The sequence below is a fragment of the Leptolyngbya sp. AS-A5 genome (genome assembly GCF_039962495.1).
Lineage (GTDB): Bacteria > Cyanobacteriota > Cyanobacteriia > Leptolyngbyales > Leptolyngbyaceae > Leptolyngbya.
The window spans coordinates 54,112-73,879 of sequence record NZ_JAMPLL010000007.1; the positions used below are offsets into that span (position 1 = coordinate 54,112).

Annotated in this window: 14 protein-coding genes; 3 read left to right on the plus strand and 11 right to left on the minus strand. The window is 48.0% G+C overall.

All coding sequences use genetic code 11. From position 1 onward, the window contains the following. Window positions 1–74 precede the first annotated feature (74 nt). A complete protein-coding gene (locus tag NC980_RS10995) occupies window positions 75–1,808 on the plus strand; it encodes an ATP-binding protein (protein WP_242026714.1) in 1,734 nt (577 codons plus the stop codon). 679 nt (window positions 1,809–2,487) lie between these two features. Here the strand turns inward: NC980_RS10995 and NC980_RS11000 are convergent. The 4 genes from NC980_RS11000 to NC980_RS11015 form a co-directional block, all read right to left on the minus strand. Beyond that, window positions 2,488–3,045 (minus strand): hypothetical protein, encoded by a 558-nt coding sequence (locus tag NC980_RS11000; RefSeq protein WP_190376224.1) that lies wholly within the window; start codon window positions 3,043–3,045, stop codon window positions 2,488–2,490. Window positions 3,046–3,500: 455 nt separating this feature from the next. Continuing rightward, a complete protein-coding gene (gene psaB, locus NC980_RS11005) occupies window positions 3,501–5,702 on the minus strand; it encodes a photosystem I core protein PsaB (RefSeq protein WP_190376225.1) in 2,202 nt (733 codons plus the stop codon). A gap of 26 nt (window positions 5,703–5,728) precedes the next feature. Next, window positions 5,729–7,984 (minus strand): photosystem I core protein PsaA, encoded by a 2,256-nt coding sequence (gene psaA, locus NC980_RS11010; protein ID WP_190376226.1) that lies wholly within the window; start codon window positions 7,982–7,984, stop codon window positions 5,729–5,731. A gap of 478 nt (window positions 7,985–8,462) precedes the next feature. Continuing rightward, window positions 8,463–8,972, minus strand: a complete 510-nt coding sequence (locus tag NC980_RS11015) for an MAPEG family protein (protein WP_190376227.1) — start codon at window positions 8,970–8,972, stop codon at window positions 8,463–8,465. Window positions 8,973–9,154: 182 nt separating this feature from the next. On the opposite strand from NC980_RS11015, the gene NC980_RS11020 reads away from it, so the two are divergent. Together NC980_RS11020 and NC980_RS11025 are read left to right on the plus strand one after the other, a co-directional pair. Continuing rightward, the gene (locus tag NC980_RS11020) at window positions 9,155–11,149 is read left to right on the plus strand and encodes a hypothetical protein (protein ID WP_190376228.1); all 1,995 of its coding nucleotides are present in this window, start codon (window positions 9,155–9,157) and stop codon (window positions 11,147–11,149) included. Between the two features lie 9 nt (window positions 11,150–11,158). After that, window positions 11,159–12,583, plus strand: coding sequence for a thioredoxin-like domain-containing protein (locus NC980_RS11025; protein ID WP_190376229.1), 1,425 nt, complete (start codon window positions 11,159–11,161; stop codon window positions 12,581–12,583). A gap of 59 nt (window positions 12,584–12,642) precedes the next feature. Here NC980_RS11025 and NC980_RS11030 read toward each other — a convergent pair whose 3' ends face one another. The 7 genes from NC980_RS11030 to NC980_RS11060 all read right to left on the minus strand — a co-directional run bounded on the left by NC980_RS11030 (window position 12,643) and on the right by NC980_RS11060 (window position 19,611). Then, window positions 12,643–13,593: a GDP-L-fucose synthase gene (locus tag NC980_RS11030; RefSeq protein WP_190376230.1), complete on the minus strand. Its 951-nt coding sequence runs from the start codon at window positions 13,591–13,593 to the stop codon at window positions 12,643–12,645. Window positions 13,594–13,616: 23 nt separating this feature from the next. After that, entirely contained in the window at window positions 13,617–14,693 is a 1,077-nt protein-coding gene (gene gmd, locus NC980_RS11035; RefSeq protein ID WP_190376231.1) for a GDP-mannose 4,6-dehydratase, read from the minus strand. A 374-nt stretch (window positions 14,694–15,067) separates the two neighbouring features. Beyond that, window positions 15,068–15,778 (minus strand): sugar transferase, encoded by a 711-nt coding sequence (locus NC980_RS11040; protein WP_190376232.1) that lies wholly within the window; start codon window positions 15,776–15,778, stop codon window positions 15,068–15,070. 80 nt (window positions 15,779–15,858) lie between these two features. Next, the gene (locus NC980_RS11045) at window positions 15,859–17,031 is read right to left on the minus strand and encodes a glycosyltransferase (RefSeq protein ID WP_190376233.1); all 1,173 of its coding nucleotides are present in this window, start codon (window positions 17,029–17,031) and stop codon (window positions 15,859–15,861) included. A gap of 39 nt (window positions 17,032–17,070) precedes the next feature. Beyond that, window positions 17,071–17,949 (minus strand): metal ABC transporter permease, encoded by an 879-nt coding sequence (locus NC980_RS11050; RefSeq protein ID WP_190376234.1) that lies wholly within the window; start codon window positions 17,947–17,949, stop codon window positions 17,071–17,073. Then, window positions 17,912–18,631, minus strand: coding sequence for a metal ABC transporter ATP-binding protein (locus NC980_RS11055; protein WP_190376235.1), 720 nt, complete (start codon window positions 18,629–18,631; stop codon window positions 17,912–17,914). Before NC980_RS11055 ends, NC980_RS11050 begins: the two co-directional genes overlap by 38 nt. Further along, on the minus strand, window positions 18,631–19,611 hold the full coding sequence (locus NC980_RS11060) for a zinc ABC transporter substrate-binding protein (protein WP_190376236.1): 981 nt from the start codon (window positions 19,609–19,611) through the stop codon (window positions 18,631–18,633). Before NC980_RS11060 ends, NC980_RS11055 begins: the two co-directional genes overlap by 1 nt. Between the last annotated feature and the right edge of the window lie 157 nt (window positions 19,612–19,768).

Genomic DNA, 19,768 nt, shown 5'->3' on the forward strand with positions numbered 1-19,768 from the left:
ATCTAGGCACGGTTGCTTGATGTCTGCTTTTTTCCCCCGGTCAAATGGTCACTTCCGTGAATCTTTCTAGCTCTTTGTCTGACTCGATTGACTCGTCTGTATCTTCTGATTCGATTGCGATCGCTGATATCGCAGAGCTGATGATGACGCAAGATGCAGCAGGAGTGCTGCTGGCGTTTCACTGGCGTGAAGTGAGTGAGGCTGAGGCAAAACAGTGGATTGGTAAGCCGATGGGCGCAAGATTTGCGCCGGTTTCTTGTGCGCCGTATTTGGAGCGATTAAAGCGGGTACTGACTTCTCAAAAGCCGGAGCAATTTCGCTGCTTGTTTGAGTGGGGCGATCAGACAATTCTGTTTGATCTGGTGATGAGCCCAGTGATTCTACCTAATGGGACAGCAGCGCTAGTCGTCGTCACCGGAGAGCAGGTGAATGACCTGGATGAAGCGCAGTCGCCCTTACAGGCGGTAGAAGTCTCGCGAGAAACAAATCTCGATCGCTACCAGCAGCTTTTAACTCAGATTGTATGGAATGCCCGTCAGAATTTGGAGCTTCCAACCATTTGGCAGGCGACAGTAGACGGGTTAGGAGCAGCGCTTGATGTCAGCCGCTGCATTATTTGTCCGTATGATCCGAAGCGATCGGCGATTGAAGCTGTAGCGGAATTTCGCCAAGATTGTCTGAGTTCGCTGAAAGGTACGGTGTTTCAGCTTCAAGACGATCCGCTGCTTCAGAAAGCTTTGGCGACTTTAAAGCCGATTCGAGCCGTGCGGCAGGTTCCCGAAGAGGTGAATCCTGCTCCAGAAGCCGATGTTCCACAAACGCGACTGTTGGTGGCAACGCACTATCAGGAGCAGCCGAACGGGGTGATTATTCTTGATCAGTGCGATCGCGATCGCGTTTGGACGCAGGCAGAGTTAGAGTTTGTTCAGGAATTGGCGGATCAAGTCGGAACTTCGATCGCTCACGCGGCTTTGCTGATCGAGCTTCAACGAGCGAACGATAGTTTGATGCAGAAGCACCGCGAATTAGAGGAAGCGCGACACCAAGCTGAAGAAGCATCTCGGCGCAAAAGTGAGTTTTTGGCGAATACGTCGCATGAACTGAGAACGCCGCTGAACGGGATGATCGGCTTTTTGAAGCTCATTCTCGACGGGATGGCAGAAGATCCCCAAGAGCAGCGGGAATTTATTGAAGAAGCGCATCGATCAGCAATTCACCTGTTTAATGTCATCAACGACGTTTTAGACATCGCCAAAATCGAAGCCGGAAAAATGCAGATTGAGTGCAGTCCGGTGAGTTTGCAAGAGTTGCTAGATCAAGTTGAGAACATGACTCGCACTCAGATCCGCCAAAAAAATCTCAGCTTTGAGGTGCAGAAGCCTCAAACTCATGATGAGATTGTACTGTTTGGGAATTATCAGCGATTACTTCAGGTACTACTGAATCTGATGGGCAATGCGATCAAGTTCACCAATGAAGGTGGCATAACGATCAGCGCAGAAGTGATTAAAAAGCGGGTTGTTGTTCAAGATCAGGAACTACCTGGATTGGTGAAAGTCCGAGTTGCAGATACTGGAATTGGTGTGTCGCTCGATAAGCAGGACAAACTTTTTCAGTCGTTTAGCCAAGTAGATGGATCGCTAACCCGACAATACGGCGGCACTGGGCTAGGATTAGCGATTTCTCAGAAGCTAGTTGAGGCGATGGGCGGTGTTGTGAACTTCTACAGTATGGGTGAGGGGCTGGGATCAACCGTTACCTTTACTGTTCCGCTTTATCAAGAGCCTGTGATGATTGCAGCCGATTGAATTGTGAATCGCCCCGCTTACACCTCGACAAACGCGAGCTATGGGAGAATGTGTTTCCGATTGGTTCTATGCCTTGGTTGCTGAACTCAGTAATCTTGATGTGTAGGGAATTGTTTCGCGATCACTGGTAGGAGTTTGCGAAATCGACACCTCTAAGCCTAGTACACAATAGTTCTAGAAACGCGATTACAACGGCAATTTATGACTTAGGTGCAGAAAATCTTGATTTACTCTCTCAAGCAAAGAGATCAGCTATCGCCTGATTCGGTTGCGCGTTGCTAATGATTTTTTGCCTACTTACAAGCGTGAGGAAAATGAGGCAACAGAGGGGCTACTGAGTACTTCCGAGTTTGAAGAAGAGTTGCGTGAAGCCATAGAAGCAAGAGGCTAATGCTGGAGAAGTTGTTCCATTCGATGCAATCCGCTGCGATGTGTGAGCTTAGAGAACTTGGAAATTCACGATCGCTGACATAAACCTTTTGCCCCACTTAGTTCACATATTCTAGTATGAGCTTGAATCGACCCACAAAGCTTAAAAATTCTATGAGAAAGCAGACGCTTCGTTAGCTCACCGCCTGAACTAATGTTTCGAGCAACTGAGGTAAGATCCTTGCGATTCGTCAAATGTCGCGGCGATGAAAGAAAACTATGAGGGTTGTTTCCGCTATTAAATAAGTCATTAGCGTGGAGGGAAGGGTGGTCGCTCACTCTTCCATGTCTTTCCACCATCGAAACTGGTGAATACAGCTTCAGGAAAATAATCCTTTCTTGCACATCCTTTGGGTAGCTCAGCCCTTAAAGCGCTTTTCTGTAGGAAAAAATTCATGCAGAAGCCTGTTTCAACTTTAAGCAGCTTCCTAGCAAAATCCCTAGTTTTTGTAAAACTGTTGCCTCCGTCAGAACTGTAAAAATCGCCTGCTATCAAAATTTGCTGTCCTTCTTGCTGAAACGATTGCTCAGAGCTACTTTCACAATCTCCAGAACCCTTACCTTCAACCAATAACATAGGAAATTGCATAATTGGAGAGAGCCTGAGTAATCGAGAATCGCAAGACCAATGGTAATCTATGAAGCCGACTGTATGATGATGCTTCACCAGCCTTAAATTCACGCCTTGCACTGTTATAAAGTTACAATTATCGCCAAAAGAGCCATTGGCTGAGCAGAAATAAAAAACAATGCTACACAGAAGAAAAGGCAGAATAAATAAGATAACCTTTCTTACACGTTCACCCATTTGAAACTCTAGATACAGGCTAACTTCTTTGCATTATTCCCAGCTGTGAGCTGAGAAAATAAGCTAAGTTCTAGACAAAAATTCCTTACCTGCTGGTGAACTTCTTATCTATGCTATTGCATTCAGCTAGATTAACTGATTTTACTAGCAGTCGCGGTAATCGGCTGCTTACGTCAGCACATGACCTGCCGTGAAGTGAGCCAGACCGACCAACCGAGCTTGAGCAATCGAAAATACTAATCAGTTGATCGCACTTGATAAGAATAACGCGATCGCGATTTCCGCCATTTTTCTAATAACTGTTGCTCAGAACTCATTGATCGTGATTTCACTATTGCTTACTTTCATTGTAGAAGATGAATTGTAAGCAGGTAAGATACGCGATTTTAACCATAATCAAAAATCCCCCACCCGAAGGTGAGGGATTTCTTTATTTACCTAAAAGAACAGTTCGATCAACCGAACTTACCTGCGGTCGCTGCAATCACGAAAGCTGCATACGTCAGCACGTAACCTGCCGTGAAGTGAACCAGACCAACTAACCGACCTTGAACGATCGACAGAGCAACTGGCTTATCCTTGAATCGAATCAAGTTTGCCAACGGAGTGCGCTCATGTGCCCACACCAAGGTCTCGATCAATTCTTGCCAGTAACCACGCCATGAGATCAAGAACATGAATCCGGTCGCCCAAACCAGGTGTCCCAAGAGGAACATCCAAGCCCAAACTGCCAGGTTATTCATGCCATACGGGTTGTAACCGTTGATTAGTGGAGCTGAATACTGCCACAGGTAGTCACGCAGCCAACCCATCAGATAGGTCGAACTTTCGTTGAACTGAGCTACGTTACCAGACCAGATTGCAAGATGCTTCCAGTGCCAGTAGAACGTTACCCAACCGATAGTGTTCAACATCCAGAACATTGCTAGATAGAAGGAGTCCCATGCGGAGATATCGCAGGTACCGCCACGACCGGGGCCATCGCAAGGGAATGCGTAGCCAAAGTCTTTCTTGTCGGGCATCAGCTTCGATCCACGAGCATCCAACGCGCCCTTAACCAAGATTAAGGTGGTGGTGTGCAGACCGAGTGCGATCGCGTGGTGAACCAAGAAGTCACCAGGGCCGATTGTCAAGAACAGCGAGTTCACGCCGCTATTGATTCCATCCAACCAACCGGGCAGGTAAGCTGCGCCAGTGTTAGAAGCGATGCTGTCCGCGTTCGACAGTAAGGTATTGAAACCATACAGTGCCTTACCGTGGGAAGCTTGGATGAACTGAGCAAACACAGGCTCGATCAGGATTTGCTTCTCAGGCGTTCCGAAAGCAACCACGACATCGTTGTGGACATAAAGCCCCAAGGTGTGGAAGCCGAGGAACAGCGATACCCAGCTCAGGTGCGAGATGATCGCTTCTTTGTGACCAAGAATCCGTGCAAGCACGTTGTTCTTGTTTTGGTCTGGATCGTAGTCACGAACCCAGAAGATTGCGCCGTGTGCGAAAGCTCCAACCATCAGGAAGCCTGCAATGTACTGGTGATGGGTGTACAGCGCGGCTTGTGTGGTGAAGTCCTTCGACATGAAGGCATACGGCGGCATCGAGTACATATGCTGTGCCACCAGGGAAGTCACCGTACCCAAAGCACCCAGGGCAAGACCCAATTGGAAGTGCAAGGAGTTGTTCACGGTGTCATACAGCCCTCTGTGACCTTCGCCCAGTCCACCGGCAGGGGGGATGTGCGCGTTCAAGATGTCTCTGATGCTGTGACCGATACCGAAGTTAGTGCGGTACATATGACCCGCCACGATGAAAAGCACCGCGATCGCGAGGTGGTGATGAGCCATGTCGGTCAACCACAGCGATTCTGTTTGCGGATGGAATCCACCAAGGAAAGTCAGGATTGCAGAACCCGAACCTTGAGCCGTTCCGAAAATGTGGTTCGCAGTATCAGGATTTTCTGCGTACACGCTCCAGTTGCCTGTGAAGAACGGTGCAAGACCTGCGGGGTGCGGCATCGTGGACAAGAAGTTGTTCCAGCCCACGTGCTGACCGCGAGATTCGGGAATTGCAACGTGAATCAAGTGACCTGCCCAAGCTAAGGAGCTAACTCCAAACAGACCCGCCAAGTGGTGGTTCAGACGCGATTCAGCGTTTTTGAACCAAGCCAAACTCGGACGGAACTTCGGCTGGAGATGCAGCCAACCTGCGAACAGGAGAACTGCGGACAGAATCAGCAAGAAGATCGAACCTTGGTATAGATCACCGTTGGTTCTCATACCGATCGTGTACCACCAGTGGTACAGACCAGAGTAGGAAATATCAACCGGATAGTTCGCGCCGCCTTGCGTGAACGCTTCGACTGCGGGTTTACCGAATTGAGGATCCCAAATCGCGTGAGCGATCGGGCGGACATTCAGAGGATCTTTAATCCACTGAGGGAAGTTGCCTTGCCAAGCAACGTGAAAGAGACTGCCAGATGCCCAGAGGAAGATGATTGCCAGATGTCCGAAGTGAGTTGCAAAAAGCTTTTGGTAAAGCTTTTCTTCTGTCATTCCGTCGTGGCTTTCAAAGTCGTGAGCAGTAGCGATTCCGTACCAAATCCGACGAGTTGTAGGATCTTGGGCAAGGTCTTGACTAAATTTTGGGAACTTAGTTGCCATAGCTGTTTGTTAATCCTCGCTCATCGTCATCCGATGGAAATTGACCGAGCTAGGAAGAATGCCCATGTGGTGACAATTCCGCCTAAGAGGTAGTGAGCAACGCCCACAGCCCGTCCTTGAATAATACTCAATGCACGCGGTTGGATAGAGGGTGCAACTTTGAGTTTGTTGTGTGCCCAAACGATCGACTCGATCAGTTCTTGCCAGTAACCACGTCCGCTGAACAGGAACATCAAGCTGAATGCCCAAACAAAGTGAGCGCCCAAGAATAGAAGTCCATAAGCCGACAGTGCTGAACCGTAAGATCCAATTACTTGCGCCGCTTGTGCCCACAGGAAGTCGCGCAACCAGCCATTAATCGTGATTGCACTTTGAGCGAAGTTACCGCCCGTTACGTGATCAACTGTTCCATCCGGCGCAACTGTACCCCAGACATCGGATTGCATTTTCCACGAGAAGTGGAAGATTGCGATCGACAGGGAGTTGTACATCCAGAACAGACCGAGGAACACGTGATCCCAACCAGACACTTGGCAGGTACCGCCACGACCCGGGCCATCGCACGGGAAGCGGAAACCAAGGTTGGCTTTATCAGGAATCAAGCGTGAGCTACGTGCAAACAGTACGCCCTTCAAGAGGATCAATACCGTGACGTGAATCGTGAAGGCGTGGATATGGTGAACCATGAAGTCCGCCGTACCCAGTGCGATCGGCATCATGGCAACTTTGCCACCGACCGCGATTGTTCCACCACCAAACGCATAGCTAGCAGGAGCCAAAGCGTTGGGAGCGGTTCCACCCGGAGCCAGCGTGTGGAGGTTTTGAATCCACTGCGCAAACACAGGTTGGAGTTGAATTGCGGTATCCGAGAACATATCTTGCGGACGACCCAAAGCACGCATCGTGTCGTTGTGAACGTACAGACCGAAGCTATGGAAGCCGAGGAAGATACAAACCCAGTTCAAGTGGGAAATGATGGCATCCCGGTGACGCAGAACGCGATCGAGGTTGTTGTTTTGGTTCACAACTGGATCGTAGTCGCGCACCATGAAGATTGCCGCGTGAGCCGCACCGCCAACGATGAAGAATCCACCGATCCACATATGATGCGTGAAGATCGACAACTGCGTTGCGTAGTCAGTTGCGAGGTAGGGGTAAGGCGGCATCGCATACATATGCTGTGCAACGATGATGCTCAAGGAGCCAACCATTGCCAGGTTAATCGCCAGTTGTGCGTGCCAGGAGGTCGTCAGGTTCTCATAAAGACCCTTGTGACCTTCTCCAGTAAACGGGCCTTTGTGTGCCTCAAGGATTTCCTTGATGCTGTGACCGATACCCCAGTTCGTGCGGTACTGGTGTCCAGCAATCAGGAACAACACAGCGATCGCCAAGTGGTGATGTGCGCTATCCGTCAGCCAGAGTCCGCCTGTAACCGGATTCAGTCCACCTTTGAAGGTGAGGAAGTCTGCGTACTCGCCCCAGTTGAGGGTAAAGAAAGGAATTAGACCTTTAGCAAAGCTGGGGTAGATGTCTGCCATCAATTGGGTGTTCAGGATGAACTCATGAGGCAGAGGGATCTTGTCCGCAGGAACTCCGCGATCGAGGAGTTCGTTAATCGGCAACGCAACGTGGATCTGGTGACCAGCCCATGCGAGCGAACCGAGTCCGAACAGACCCGACAAGTGGTGGTTCAGCATCGACTCCACATTCTGGAACCATTCCAGTTTGGGTGCGCGCTTGTGGTAGTGGAACCAACCTGCAAACAACATCAAACCAGCCATGACCAGACCGCCGATCGCGGTGACATAAAGCTGGAAGGTGTTGGTGAAGCCAGCCGCGCGCCACAACTGGAAGAATCCAGAGGTGATTTGAATTCCGTGGAAGCCGCCGCCGACATCCGCGTTAAGAATTTCTTGACCAAAGATGTCCCACACAACCTGAGCACTGGGTTTAACTCCAGTCGGGTTGGCGAGCCATGCTTCGTAGTTTGAAAACTTAGCGCCGTGGAAGTACATTCCACTCAACCAAATGAACACAACGGCTAAGTGACCGAAGTGTGCGCTAAAAATTTTACGAGAAACGTCTTCTAAGTCGCTTGTATGGCTATCGAAATCGTGAGCGTTAGCGTGAAGGTTCCAAATCCAAGTGGTGGTTTTGGGTCCTTTAGCTAGGGTGCGATCGAAGTGTCCCGGCTGTCCCCATCTTTCAAATGAAGTAGGTACGGGATCTTTATCAACGACCACCCGTGCCTTCGCCTCGCGCTCCGGTGGGCTAATTGTCATTGAGACTCTCCTCTCTCTAGACAAGGAACGAGTATCCCTATCCGGCATCTGGTCTCAAACCCTTCTGTTAAGCTCTTGCTGCGGAATGACTGAGGTTGATAAGACCTAGTTGCGTTGTCGCGTTAAATGCAGGGCTGAGCTTGGTTTGAGGTTCCAGAAGTTCCCGTGGTTCGGGATCTGTGCCTTCGTGGGTTCTCAATGGGTCATTATAGGGCTTTCATGAAAACGTTTCCGAACGTAATTAACAATAATTCAAAGTTGAGATTTTCTTGACAGTGCTTGAGTCTCGGCGTTTGTCAGGGAATAAAAAGTCAAGAGATTGTCGCGTAACTTTACATTGCTACAGGATTGGAATTTGTAATCAAATCAATCGAGCATGATTGATATTTTCTGCTCTTCTTATTAATAAAACGTTGCAGAAGTCTGAGGCGGTGGGAGATCGAGCCGTTGCTCTCCACATTTTTATGCCTTAGTTCTACTAGAAGACTTCGACAACGCCGTAATAGACACAAGCACCAGCACCGACGAGATAGGTAAGCCAAGTCAGGAAAAAGCCGATCGCACGACCCGGTGACGGCCCGTAAGTTTTGATCAAGCCCCAGGCGTGAGCGATTCGACCGATAGTAAGTGAACCTCCTAGCAGCCAAAGTAACCCAACGTATGCGTTCATGAGTTCAAGCGTCAGGATGAACAGCAATGCTAACGGCACATACTCGACAAAGTTTCCATAGGCTCTCACCTTGCGCTGTAGAAGACCGTCATCTTTGTTCTTTGTTGCAACTGATTTTTGAGTGTACGCTTCGACAAATGCCACCCATCTTCCAGGATTTTCAAGATAGTTCGGCTGATTCAAGACATCCGATCGCGTTTCTCCATGCCAGACTCTTGTGCTTGTTCTTTCCATGACGACAATGTAAGACAGCACAAAGGCAATCAATCCATTGAGTCCAATAAAGAGTGTCGAAATCGGAACAGGATTAATCATCACCGCTTACTCCAATCCAATACAAATCAATATTGTCTGTCAAAGTGCGGGGATTTATTGCGATCGTCGCCTCTGTGTCTAAATTTTCCGCTATAGTGCCGTAGGAACAGCGATCGGGTTATACGGCAGTGACCGAAAACCTTTAAGCTGTTGGCTGAGGCGTGTTTGATTAGGAGAGATACCTGGTGTTTGGGATCATGCGCTGGCGCGGGACGGCTAGAACTCTTTCAGTCTCATTAGTATTAGCAATGCTGCTCAATTTGGGTGGAGTTGCGCCGAGTTTGGCAGCTCCGAAAGGTTCGGCAAAATTGGCAGGGAGGATTTCAGAAGCATCGCCGCCAGAAGTCATTCAGCAATTAAAGCCCTTGCTGGACAAGTATCAGCCACAGGTGTCGATCATTTCTCCACGCCCAAACGAGGTGGTAGACGACAATACTGTTTCTGTCAAATTTAATGTTAAAGATCTGCCCTTACATAAGGACACGAAGCTGGGTTTAGGACCGCATCTTCACGTGTTTCTAGACGATCAACCGTATCAAGCGGTTTATGATGTGAGTCAGCCGCTTGTTCTTAAGGATTTAGCAGCAGGAACTCACACAATTCGTGCGTTTGCAGGTCGTCCTTGGCATGAAAGCTTTAAGAATGATGGGGCATATGCTCAGACGACGTTTCATGTCTTTACAAAAACGCCAAGCAATAGTCCCGATCCAAAACTGCCGCTACTTACTTACAGCCGCCCACAGGCAACCTACGGGGCAGAACCTGTTTTATTAGATTTCTATTTGACGAATGCGCCGTTACACATTGTCGCGCAGGAGGATAGTAAAGATGAGGTTGCGGATTGGCGCGTGAAAGTGACGGTGAATGGCGATAGTTTTACGCTCGATCGCTGGCAACCGATCTACTTAAAAGGCTTCAAACCGGGCAAAAACTGGGTGCAGCTTGAATACGTAGACGACAAGGGCAATCCGGTTCAAAACGTTTACAACAACGCCGCACGAATATTTAATTACGAGCCGAACGGACAAGATACGCTGTCGAGATTAGTTCGAGGTGAAATTCCGTTTGATCAGGCGGTGTCGATCGTTGATCCCAATTACAAGCCGACTGCTGCACCCTCAGCGCCCGAACCGACTCCAGTTCCGGTTGCACCAGCCGTCGAAAAAGCTCCAACCGCGCCAGAGGTAAGAGAAACGCCGCAACCAATCGAAGAAGCTCCAAAACCTGTTGAAACTCCAAAACCGCAAGGGGGATTCTTTAATCGCTTTAAGCGATCAGAACCGAAACCGAGCGTTGTCCCTAGCGCAGAGCCATCGCCTGAACCGGAAAAAGCGATCGCACCTGAGCCAGAAAAAGTAATTGAGCTTCCTGCAAGTCCTGCACCTGAACCAGAAGCGCCTGAGATCGGCGCGCCTGTAGCTCCGGCAGAAAAACCTCAAGGTGGCTTCTTTAATCGCTTTAAGCGTCCGGATGCGCCTGTTATTGCGCCAAGCCCTGAACCTGAAGTAACAACGGAGCCAGAAAAGATTGAGCAACCTGAAGTATCTACACCTGAAACACCAGTCATAGAGCCAGAAGCGGAGAAAACACCAGAGCCAATTCAGCCTGCTCCAGAAGTAAAGGAAGCGCCGAAGGGCGGATTCTTCGATCGTTTCAAGCGTTCAGAATCAAAGCCTACAGTCGTGCTTCCGTCTCCAACTCCAGTTCCTGATGCTCTGACTGCGCCAGAAGCTGCTGAACCTGTGGAAGCTGAAACTGTGGAAACGGAGCCTGCTGAACCAGAACAGATCGAAATCAAGCCTGCTCCAGTCGCTCCAGTGGTGAAGGAAGCACCGAAGGGCGGATTCTTTGACCGATTTAAGCGGTCTGAGTCGAAACCTGAGATTGTCTTACCTTCTCCCACCCCGATTCCCGATGATCTATCTGCCCCAGAGATGGCAGCACCGATAGAGACAAAACCTACTGAAGCAGAGGGAAGACCCGAACCGCTCGGAACTCCGGTACAAGAGGCAAAGCTGCCTGCCGTTCAAGAGCCTGTTGAATCCGCTCCTGAAGCAATCTCCTCTAAGTTTGAGCCACAAACCGAACTCGAACGACGATTGGGAATGCCACTTAAACCCCGTATTTCTCAGCCTCCTGTTAATCCACAGCCTGCGCTATCTCCGGAGAGCGCTGAGTAGCAGAGTTTCATGGTTCGCGCACCAGAGTTTCCGAAAGATTTAGCGTGGCTCAATGTTCATCGTCCCCTGTCTCTCAAAGAGTTTCGGGGACGCATTGTTTTGCTGGATTTCTGGACATATGGCTGTATCAATTGCATTCACAGCTTGCCGGATTTGAGATATTTGGAGCAGAGATATAAAGATCGCTTAACTGTTCTCGGAATTCATTCAGCAAAATTTGAGAATGAGGGCGCGATCGAAAACATTCGGCAAGCAATTCTTCGATACGAAATTACGCATCCTGTTTTAGTTGATCAAGATTTCAAAGTTTGGCAATCTTATGCAATTCGAGCTTATCCAACTTTTGTTTTGATCAATCCGAAAGGATATATTGTGAAATCGATCGCAGGTGAAGGAAGGCGCGATCTCCTAGATCAAATAATTCAGGAATTAATCGAAAACAATGAGATCGAGCCTCAGTCGATCTCGTTTGCGCTTGAGGAATTTCCGATCTCTCCGCTTGCGTTTCCCGGTAAAGTCTTGGTTAATGATTGCTTATTTATCTCAGATACCGGACATCATCGAATTGTAATGAGTTCGATCGAAGGCGAGGTTCTTCATATTATCGGAAGTGGAAATTCAGGACTACTTGATGGTGAATTCGATCAAGCTCAATTTTCAGCACCGCAAGGAATGACATTCGATCGCACAAATCAATTACTTTATGTTGCTGACACAGGAAATCATACGATCCGCTGTGTTGACTTGAAGGCTAAAACAGTTAGCACGATCGCAGGAACCGGAAACCAAAGCAGAGTAATTTATCCCCGCGGTGGGAAGGCTTTAGAAGTTGATTTAAATTCACCTTGGGATTTAGAAAAAATTGGCAATCATCTATTTATCGCCATGGCAGGCGCACATCAAATCTGGGAAATGCAAGCCGATAAAATCGAAACGTTTGCGGGAACTGGAGCCGAAGCAAGTTTCGATGGTGCAATTCAAGAAGCCGCATTTGCTCAACCCAGTGGGATTACAACAAATGAAAAAGAATTGTTTATTGCGGATAGCGAAACCAGTTCAATTCGGTCGATTAATCTAGAAACAAATCAAGTAAAAACAATCTGTGGGGGTGGCGATTTGTATGATTTCGGCGATATTGGTGGGGTTAGAGAAACCGCACGATTGCAGCATTGTTTGGGCGTTGAATTCAGTGAAAATCTTTGGATTGCGGATACTTACAATCACAAAATTAAGCAGATTGACGCGAATGGATTTTGTCAAACGATCGCAGCAGATTCGCTCAATGAGCCTTCTGGAATTAGCGCAACAGCAACACATTTATTTATTGCTGATACAAACAATCATGTAATTCGGAAATTGAATTTAACAACATTAGAAATGGCAACAATCAAGTTTCCTAATCTTTGCGCTCCAAACGTCTGCCTACCCAACTAGAAAAGGGCATTCCGAAGAACGCCCCTCACACATTGAAGAAAGAACTTAAAGAAACAACCTTATTGCGCGTTTTGGCGATACCATTCGATCGTATTTCTCAACCCTTGCTCAAAACTGACTTCAGCAGTAAAGCCAAACCGCTCTTTTGCTCGCTCAGTATCCAAGCAGCGACGCGGCTGACCATTCGGCTTATCAGTTTCCCAGACAATCTCGCCCTTGAACTCCATCAGGTCGCAAAGTAAAGTAATCAAGTCACGAATTGAGATCTCCTCACCTGTGCCCAAGTTCACCGGATCGGGATCGCTGTACTTTTGAGTTGCGATCCCGATTCCCCGCGCTGCATCATCCACATAGAGAAACTCACGGGTCGGACTGCCATCTCCCCAAACGGGAAGCTGGCTTAAACCTTGCTGCTGAGCCTCATGCACCTTCCGCACTAATGCCGGAATCACGTGAGAACTACGCGGATCAAAATTATCTCCAGGCCCGTACAGATTTACAGGCAGCAGATAAATGCCGTCAAATCCATATTGTTGGCGATAAGACTGAAGCTGTACTAACAGCGCTTTCTTCGCAATGCCATACGGTGCATTCGTTTCTTCCGGATATCCGTTCCAGATGTCGTCTTCCTTGAACGGAACAGGTGTGAATTTAGGGTAAGCGCAAATCGTCCCCGCACAGACAAACTTCTGTACGCCCGCTTCATAAGCAGCGTGGATTAATTGCGTTCCCATCATCAAGTTGTCGTAGAACAACTCAGCAGGTTTTTCACGATTGAGTCCGATGCCCCCAACATGTGCCGCTAAGTGAATCACAACATCTTGCTGATCCACTGCTCGTTGGCAATTTTCCATCTTGCGGAGATCGAGATCTTGCGATCGCGGCACGGTAATTTTTTGTGGATTTGCCCCTGCTTCACACAGTTGACGTACCACCTGACGACCTAAAAATCCTGCTCCACCTGTCACCAGAATGCGCTTATTTTCGAGACTTAAAGTTGTTGAGGTCATGGCTGAATTCTATGTAAGTTTTCCTAGAAGGACACCCCAATCAAGCTTTGACGAATGGTTGCGTAATCCTCGACCTTAGAGTGCCCATTCTCAGCGGAGCTAATTCCCAAGGCTTGTAGGTCAGCATCGACCATCAGGTGCACCAGCTCCTCAAACGTCACCGAAGGTTCCCATCCCAATTTCTCCTTAGCTTTTGCGGGATCGCCAATGAGCAGATCCACCTCAGCGGGACGGAGATAGCGCTCATCAAATTCCACATAGTCTTGCCAATCGAGATTTACCCGTCCAAAGGCAATATCGAGAAACTCGTGTACCGAATGCGTTTCACCAGTTGCAACGACATAATCGTCGGGCTGATCCTGCTGCAACATCAGCCACATTGCGCGGACGTAATCCTTGGCATAGCCCCAGTCGCGCTTGGCATCGAGATTACCCATGTAAAGCTTCTTCTGCTGTCCGGCAACGATGCGAGCAATGGCACGGGTGATCTTGCGGGTGACAAAGGTTTCTCCGCGACGGGGAGATTCGTGATTAAACAGAATTCCGTTGCACGCGAACATATTGTAGGATTCGCGATAATTTACAGTCTGCCAGTGTGCGAACACCTTCGCGCAGGCGTAGGGACTGCGGGGATAGAAGGGGGTTTCTTCGGTTTGGGGCACCGCTTGAACCTTTCCATACATTTCAGAAGAACCCGCTTGATAATAGCGAATCTCGTTGCCGGTGCGTTGCTGATAGTCACGAGCAGCTTCGAGAATTCGCAGTGCCCCCATACCAACGGCATCGGCCGTGTATTCTGGCGCGTCGAAGCTGACGCGGACATGAGACTGAGCGCCTAAGTTGTAGATCTCTGCGGGCTGAACTTCTTCGAGAATCCGACGCAGCGTCGTCCCATCCGTAAGATCGCCGTAATGTAGAAATAACCGCGCACCTTCGACATGCGGGTCTTCATAAATGTGGTCAATGCGATCGGTATTGAAGGTCGAGGTTCGGCGAATGATGCCATGAACCTCATACCCTTGTTCTAGTAACAGTTCTCCTAAGTAAGAGCCGTCTTGACCCGTGATCCCCGTTAACAGTGCGCGTTTACGTTGCGTCATTCTTTGCTTTCCTCACCTGCAATTTACAACAGACGGTTGGACACTTTTTAGTGCTGAGTTGTTTCATTAAAGCCGGAGTTTGGTCATCCGAAACAAGCTGTACCTAGTTAACCCTAAGCTCAGCGCAAATAACACCCAACATTACCGCGAAAGAGTCGTCTGTGTATTAGAAACCGTGGATTTACAGGAAATTTGCTGGATTTGCTCCGCAAAATTCTTCTCCTACAGCAGTCTTGAGCGTTTTATCACGCATGAAATCGGTGTCTTGGCCAATCGGGCAAGAAACGCGAAACAAATGTGACAAAACTGCTAACCCTTACGACGACTATCGTGAGCATCCGGATCACTCACTGAATCTAAATATCTGTGTGAATTTAATAAGCTCCGTTGTTTTTAGGGAAGATGACGACACCGATCGTTTTGACGATAATCCACAAATCTAGCCAGAAATTGCGGAAGCTGGCGTAGTACACATCAATGCGGATGCGCTGAGGATAGGGAATATCATTGCGCCCTGACACTTGCCATAAGCCTGTGATTCCAGGACGGATTGTGAGCACCGTTTCGATATGGGTTCCGTATTTAGGGAGTTCTTCAACGACAAGCGGACGTGGGCCAACGACGCTCATATCGCCAACTAAAACATTCCAAAATTGGGGAAACTCATCTAAGCTAGTAATTCGCAAAAAGCGACCGATCCAGGTAATGCGGGGATCGTACTTTAGCTTGAAGCTAGTTTCAAACTCTTGGCGCATTTGAGGCGAGGTACTGATTAGATCGCTCAGCATCTCGTCGGCGTTTCGTACCATCGTTCTAAACTTGATACAGCCAAATCGTTTGAAGTTTTTCCCCACTCGTTCTTGAACGTAGAAAACTGGGCCTGGAGAACTCAGGGCGATCAGTAACGCCAAAATCAAATACACAGGAGAAAAAAGAACGAGAACGGAGAGCGAAAACGCGATATCGAAAAGGCGTTTGACAAGATCGCTATCAAGCACGTCCCAGCTTTTGAAAATCAAAGGTTTGCGACGCTTGAAGATCGACCGAATCCGCTTGCCGGAAATCAATTGGCTATCGGCAGTCATCTTACTCCTTACTATTCCACACCACACACAGTCCTGATCATAAAGCCATCGACTCGTTTAACGTCAGTTTTGCTCCCTGTTCAGGAGGATTTTAGCGAATCGAGTCGGATTTGCAGCCGGGTTTGAAAGTCTTGATAAGCTCGATCGATAAAATTAAGATACCGTTCTTGAAACACTTCCGGGTGAAATTTGAGCGCATGGGATCGAGCAATTTCGGGCTGAAATAAAGATCGATGTTGCTCGAAAGCGTGAACTGCTTCGACGATCGCAGCTTCTGTTTGCGCGGGGAATAGAATTCCAGTGCCTTGTGAACCGGATGTCCGTAAGTCTCTCACAGTTTCGGATGTTCCACCTGCACCGTAAGCGATAACTGGGGTTCCGCAGGCTTGTGCTTCGACTGGAGCGATACCGAAATCTTCATAAGCGGCATAGATAAATGCCTTTGCTTGCTGCATATACTGCTCGACAACGTGATCCGGTTGCCATCCTAAAACCTGAATGTTTGGCTTAGCAATTTTTCGAATTTGCTTCAGTTCCGCGCCGCTGCCGATCACAACTAAGGGGAGATTCAACTGATTGAATGCTTGAACAATTAACGATATTTTCTTATAGCCAACAAGCCGTGAAACGGTCAGGTAGAAGTCTTGTTTTTGGGATGCAAATGAGAAGCGATCGACATTCACAGGCGGATAAATTACTTCTGCTGATCGCCGATAACAGCGCCAAATTCTACGAGCGGTGTGCTGAGAATTGGCAATAAAATAATCAACGCGATTCGATGAAATGACATCCCATTGTCTTAATTGATGCAGCAAGTATCGAGTCAGAATTCCAGAAATTCCACGGCCTGCGCGACTATCACGGAGGTAATCGAACGTCATATCCCATACATATCGCATAGGTGCATGACAATAGCAGATGTGGAGTTGTTGAGGTGAAGTAAGAACACCTTTAGCAACTGCGTGATAGGAAGAGAGAATGATGTCGTAATTCCGCAGGTCGAGTTGTTCGATCGCGATCGGCAAAAATGGCAAATATTTCTGTACTCCACTTCGCGCAAAAGGGAAATTTTGTAAAAACGTTGTGCCAATTTTCCGTTGATATAAGTAGCTTTTCGGGTTCACTGATTCAAAATCAATTAGCGCATACAAATCGGCATCAATATACTTCAAAATCTCTTGAACCACGAGTTCTGATCCACCCGTTGCTTCTGGGGTGAGCCACTCATGTACCAGCGCATACTTTAATTTCACAGCAGAGCTTCTCTGATATCACGCACAAATTTTACCGTTTCAGGACCGCTGATTTCTCAGATTGACTGAACCGAATCGGGCATACAGTTTTACGGCTATGAAGACAACAAGAAACAAGCAGAATTGAACTAAAACGATGCTTGGCCCTGACGGAAAATTCAGTGCGCCAGAAACAACCATGCCCGCGATGCTGCTCAATGCACCGATCGCCACAGACCATCCTAAATAGGGCTTAAATTGATGACTTAATAATTTGGCGGTTGCGGCTGGAATGACCAAAAACGCATTCACTAAAAGAATACCGATCGCTTTAATTGCCACTGCTACCGTTAACGATAAAAGCACCACAAATAAGTAACGGTGAAACTGAATTGAGACTCCTTGAACCTTAGCAACCGCTTGATTGAGGGTGAGAAGAATTTGTTGGCGCAATGTCGCAAGCAGAATAGAGACACTGATGATTAATAGCAACCCAGTCAGCGAAATATCTGTCCAAGTGACCGCAAGAATATCACCGAACAGAAGATTCATTAAATTTCCCCGATACCCTTGAATAAACGTTGTCAGAATTACACCGATCGCTAATGCGCCCGACAGCACAATATTAAGAACGCTGTCGCTCCAAAGATCAGTTTGATCAATCAAATAAAGTACCGCTACCCCAAAGATTAGCGTGAACGGAAGCAGTGTCCAGGTTGGATCGACTTGAATCAGAACCCCGATCGCAGTCCCTACTAGCGCCGCATGTCCAACCGCATGAGAAAAAAACGACAACTGACGCAGCGCTACAAAACTGCCTAAAAACCCACACAGCAATCCCATTAAGATTCCAGCAATGATCGCTCGCTGCATGAATGGATACTGCAACAGACTGACTAAATTAGTGGTGATGTCGGTAGCGGCTAAAACCAGATCCATAAGTTTGAAGCAAATTATCGCGGGACAGTGCAATCTCTGGTTTACCTGTGCAAATCAGCGATCGATTAAGACATAAAACATAATCACAATGTCGATTTACCATATCGAGGTCGTGCGAAACCTGCAAGACCGTCCAATTCTCCTCGCGCTGGAGTTCATTTAATAAGCTGAAAAATTCTGCTTCACCTTGCACATCTACTTCTGCAAAGGCTTCGTCCAAAACCAAGAACTTACGCGGTGTGACAAGACAATACGCCAGGAGAACGCGCTTCAGTTCACCACCGCTCAAGGTTCCGATTGCTTGATCGCGTAAATGTAGCGCATTTACTCGTCGTAATGCTTGAGCGATCCCTGCTTTTTGAGTTCGACCGCTCTGACCAAGTGCGACAAGTTCACTCACTGAGATCGGGAAGCTGCGATCGAAAATAAAATTCTGCGGCATATAACCAATTTGCGATCGCAAGCTTCCAAGACGGCGAATCGGACGACCGAAAAGCTCGACCGTGCCTGCCACTTTGGGAATGAGATCCAGAACGGCTTGAACGAGGGTACTTTTTCCAGAGCCATTTGGACCGACGATCGCTGCAGAACTACCCGCCGGAATCTCAAACGAGACATTTTCTAGAGCGGTGTATCGTCCCCGCAGCACCGTTAATCCTTCAACTTTGAGAATGGAATTCATCACTTGAACGCGGCTTCTAAGGTTTGTAAATTCGATCGCATAGCGGTGAAGTAATGCTGAGGATTCGTGTCTCCAGCTTCGAGGGAATCAAGGGGGCGCAATTTGAGGTTGAGATCTTTTGAAAGCCCATCGAGGAGTTTGTTATCGACTCCGGGTTCGCTGAATAGAGCTTTGGCTTGAAATTGTTTTACGGCATCGATCGTTTCTTTGACATCTGCCGGAGACAGTTGATCTTCGGGAATTTTCACCACGGCAACTTGCCTTAAGTCGTAGCGCTTTGCTAGGTAGGGAAAGGCATCGTGAAAAGTAATGAAGGTGCGATCGCGAAACTTGCCTAAGCGTTGCTCAAACTCAGCGTTTAAAGCTGCCAACTGTTGTAGATAAGCGGTGGCGTTTGCTTCATATTTGGCTTTGTTTTCTGGATCAGCAGCAATTAGTCCATCACGAATATTTTCAACTTGCTGTTTTGCTAGAACTGGATCAAGCCAAACGTGAGGATTGCCAGCAGCGTGAGCGTGACTGTGTTCTTTTCCGGTTTCAACAACTTGAGAGAGCTGGTCGATCGATTGAATGCCTTGACTGGCATCGACGATTTTCAGCTTTGAATTTTGTGCACTTTTAATCGTACTTTCTAAAAATTCTTCGACTCCCAAGCCGTTTTTAACTACAACATCGGCTTGGGCTAAAGCTTGGACATCCGCAGGGGTGGATTGATACTCGTGGATTTCGGTTCCCGGCTGGATCAGGATATCTACTTGAGCCGCATCTCCCACGACCGCTTTCGTAAATAGGTAAACAGGCAGAAACGTTGCGATGACGCGCAATTTTTTCTCTGTGTTTGCGGCGGGAGAGGGCTGTACGGTTCCATTCACTTGTGATGACGGGGACTGAGTACAGCTACCCAGTAGTGCAGTTCCAGACAGGAGCAGCAAGGCAGCGAGGAGTTTAACTGATCGGGAGCAACTTGAGTTCCTGCTCATGTGGAAGACAAACTAAGTGAAAGGACTGTTTTCATCCTACATTGAGAATGAGTCTCATTTTACTTATTTACGATCGTCTTAAACAGGAGCAGCAAGTAGCATTATTAACTCGATTTACGGGGTTATTTTAGTTGAGGGCTGGTATGCGGTCCCTTTA

Excerpts from the sequence above, each read along its gene's own strand:
- NC980_RS11040 (WP_190376232.1), bottom strand. The coding sequence starts at position 15,778 with ATGACTGCCGATAGCCAATTGATTTCCGGCAAGCGGATTCGGTCGATC.
- NC980_RS11050 (WP_190376234.1), bottom strand. The coding sequence starts at position 17,949 with ATGGATCTGGTTTTAGCCGCTACCGACATCACCACTAATTTAGTCAGT.
- psaB (WP_190376225.1), bottom strand. The coding sequence starts at position 5,702 with ATGGCAACTAAGTTCCCAAAATTTAGTCAAGACCTTGCCCAAGATCCT.
- NC980_RS11025 (WP_190376229.1), top strand. The coding sequence starts at position 11,159 with ATGGTTCGCGCACCAGAGTTTCCGAAAGATTTAGCGTGGCTCAATGTT.
- psaA (WP_190376226.1), bottom strand. The coding sequence starts at position 7,984 with ATGACAATTAGCCCACCGGAGCGCGAGGCGAAGGCACGGGTGGTCGTT.
- NC980_RS11060 (WP_190376236.1), bottom strand. The coding sequence starts at position 19,611 with ATGAGCAGGAACTCAAGTTGCTCCCGATCAGTTAAACTCCTCGCTGCC.
- NC980_RS11055 (WP_190376235.1), bottom strand. The coding sequence starts at position 18,631 with ATGAATTCCATTCTCAAAGTTGAAGGATTAACGGTGCTGCGGGGACGA.
- NC980_RS11030 (WP_190376230.1), bottom strand. The coding sequence starts at position 13,593 with ATGACCTCAACAACTTTAAGTCTCGAAAATAAGCGCATTCTGGTGACA.
- NC980_RS11000 (WP_190376224.1), bottom strand. The coding sequence starts at position 3,045 with ATGGGTGAACGTGTAAGAAAGGTTATCTTATTTATTCTGCCTTTTCTT.
- gmd (WP_190376231.1), bottom strand. The coding sequence starts at position 14,693 with ATGACGCAACGTAAACGCGCACTGTTAACGGGGATCACGGGTCAAGAC.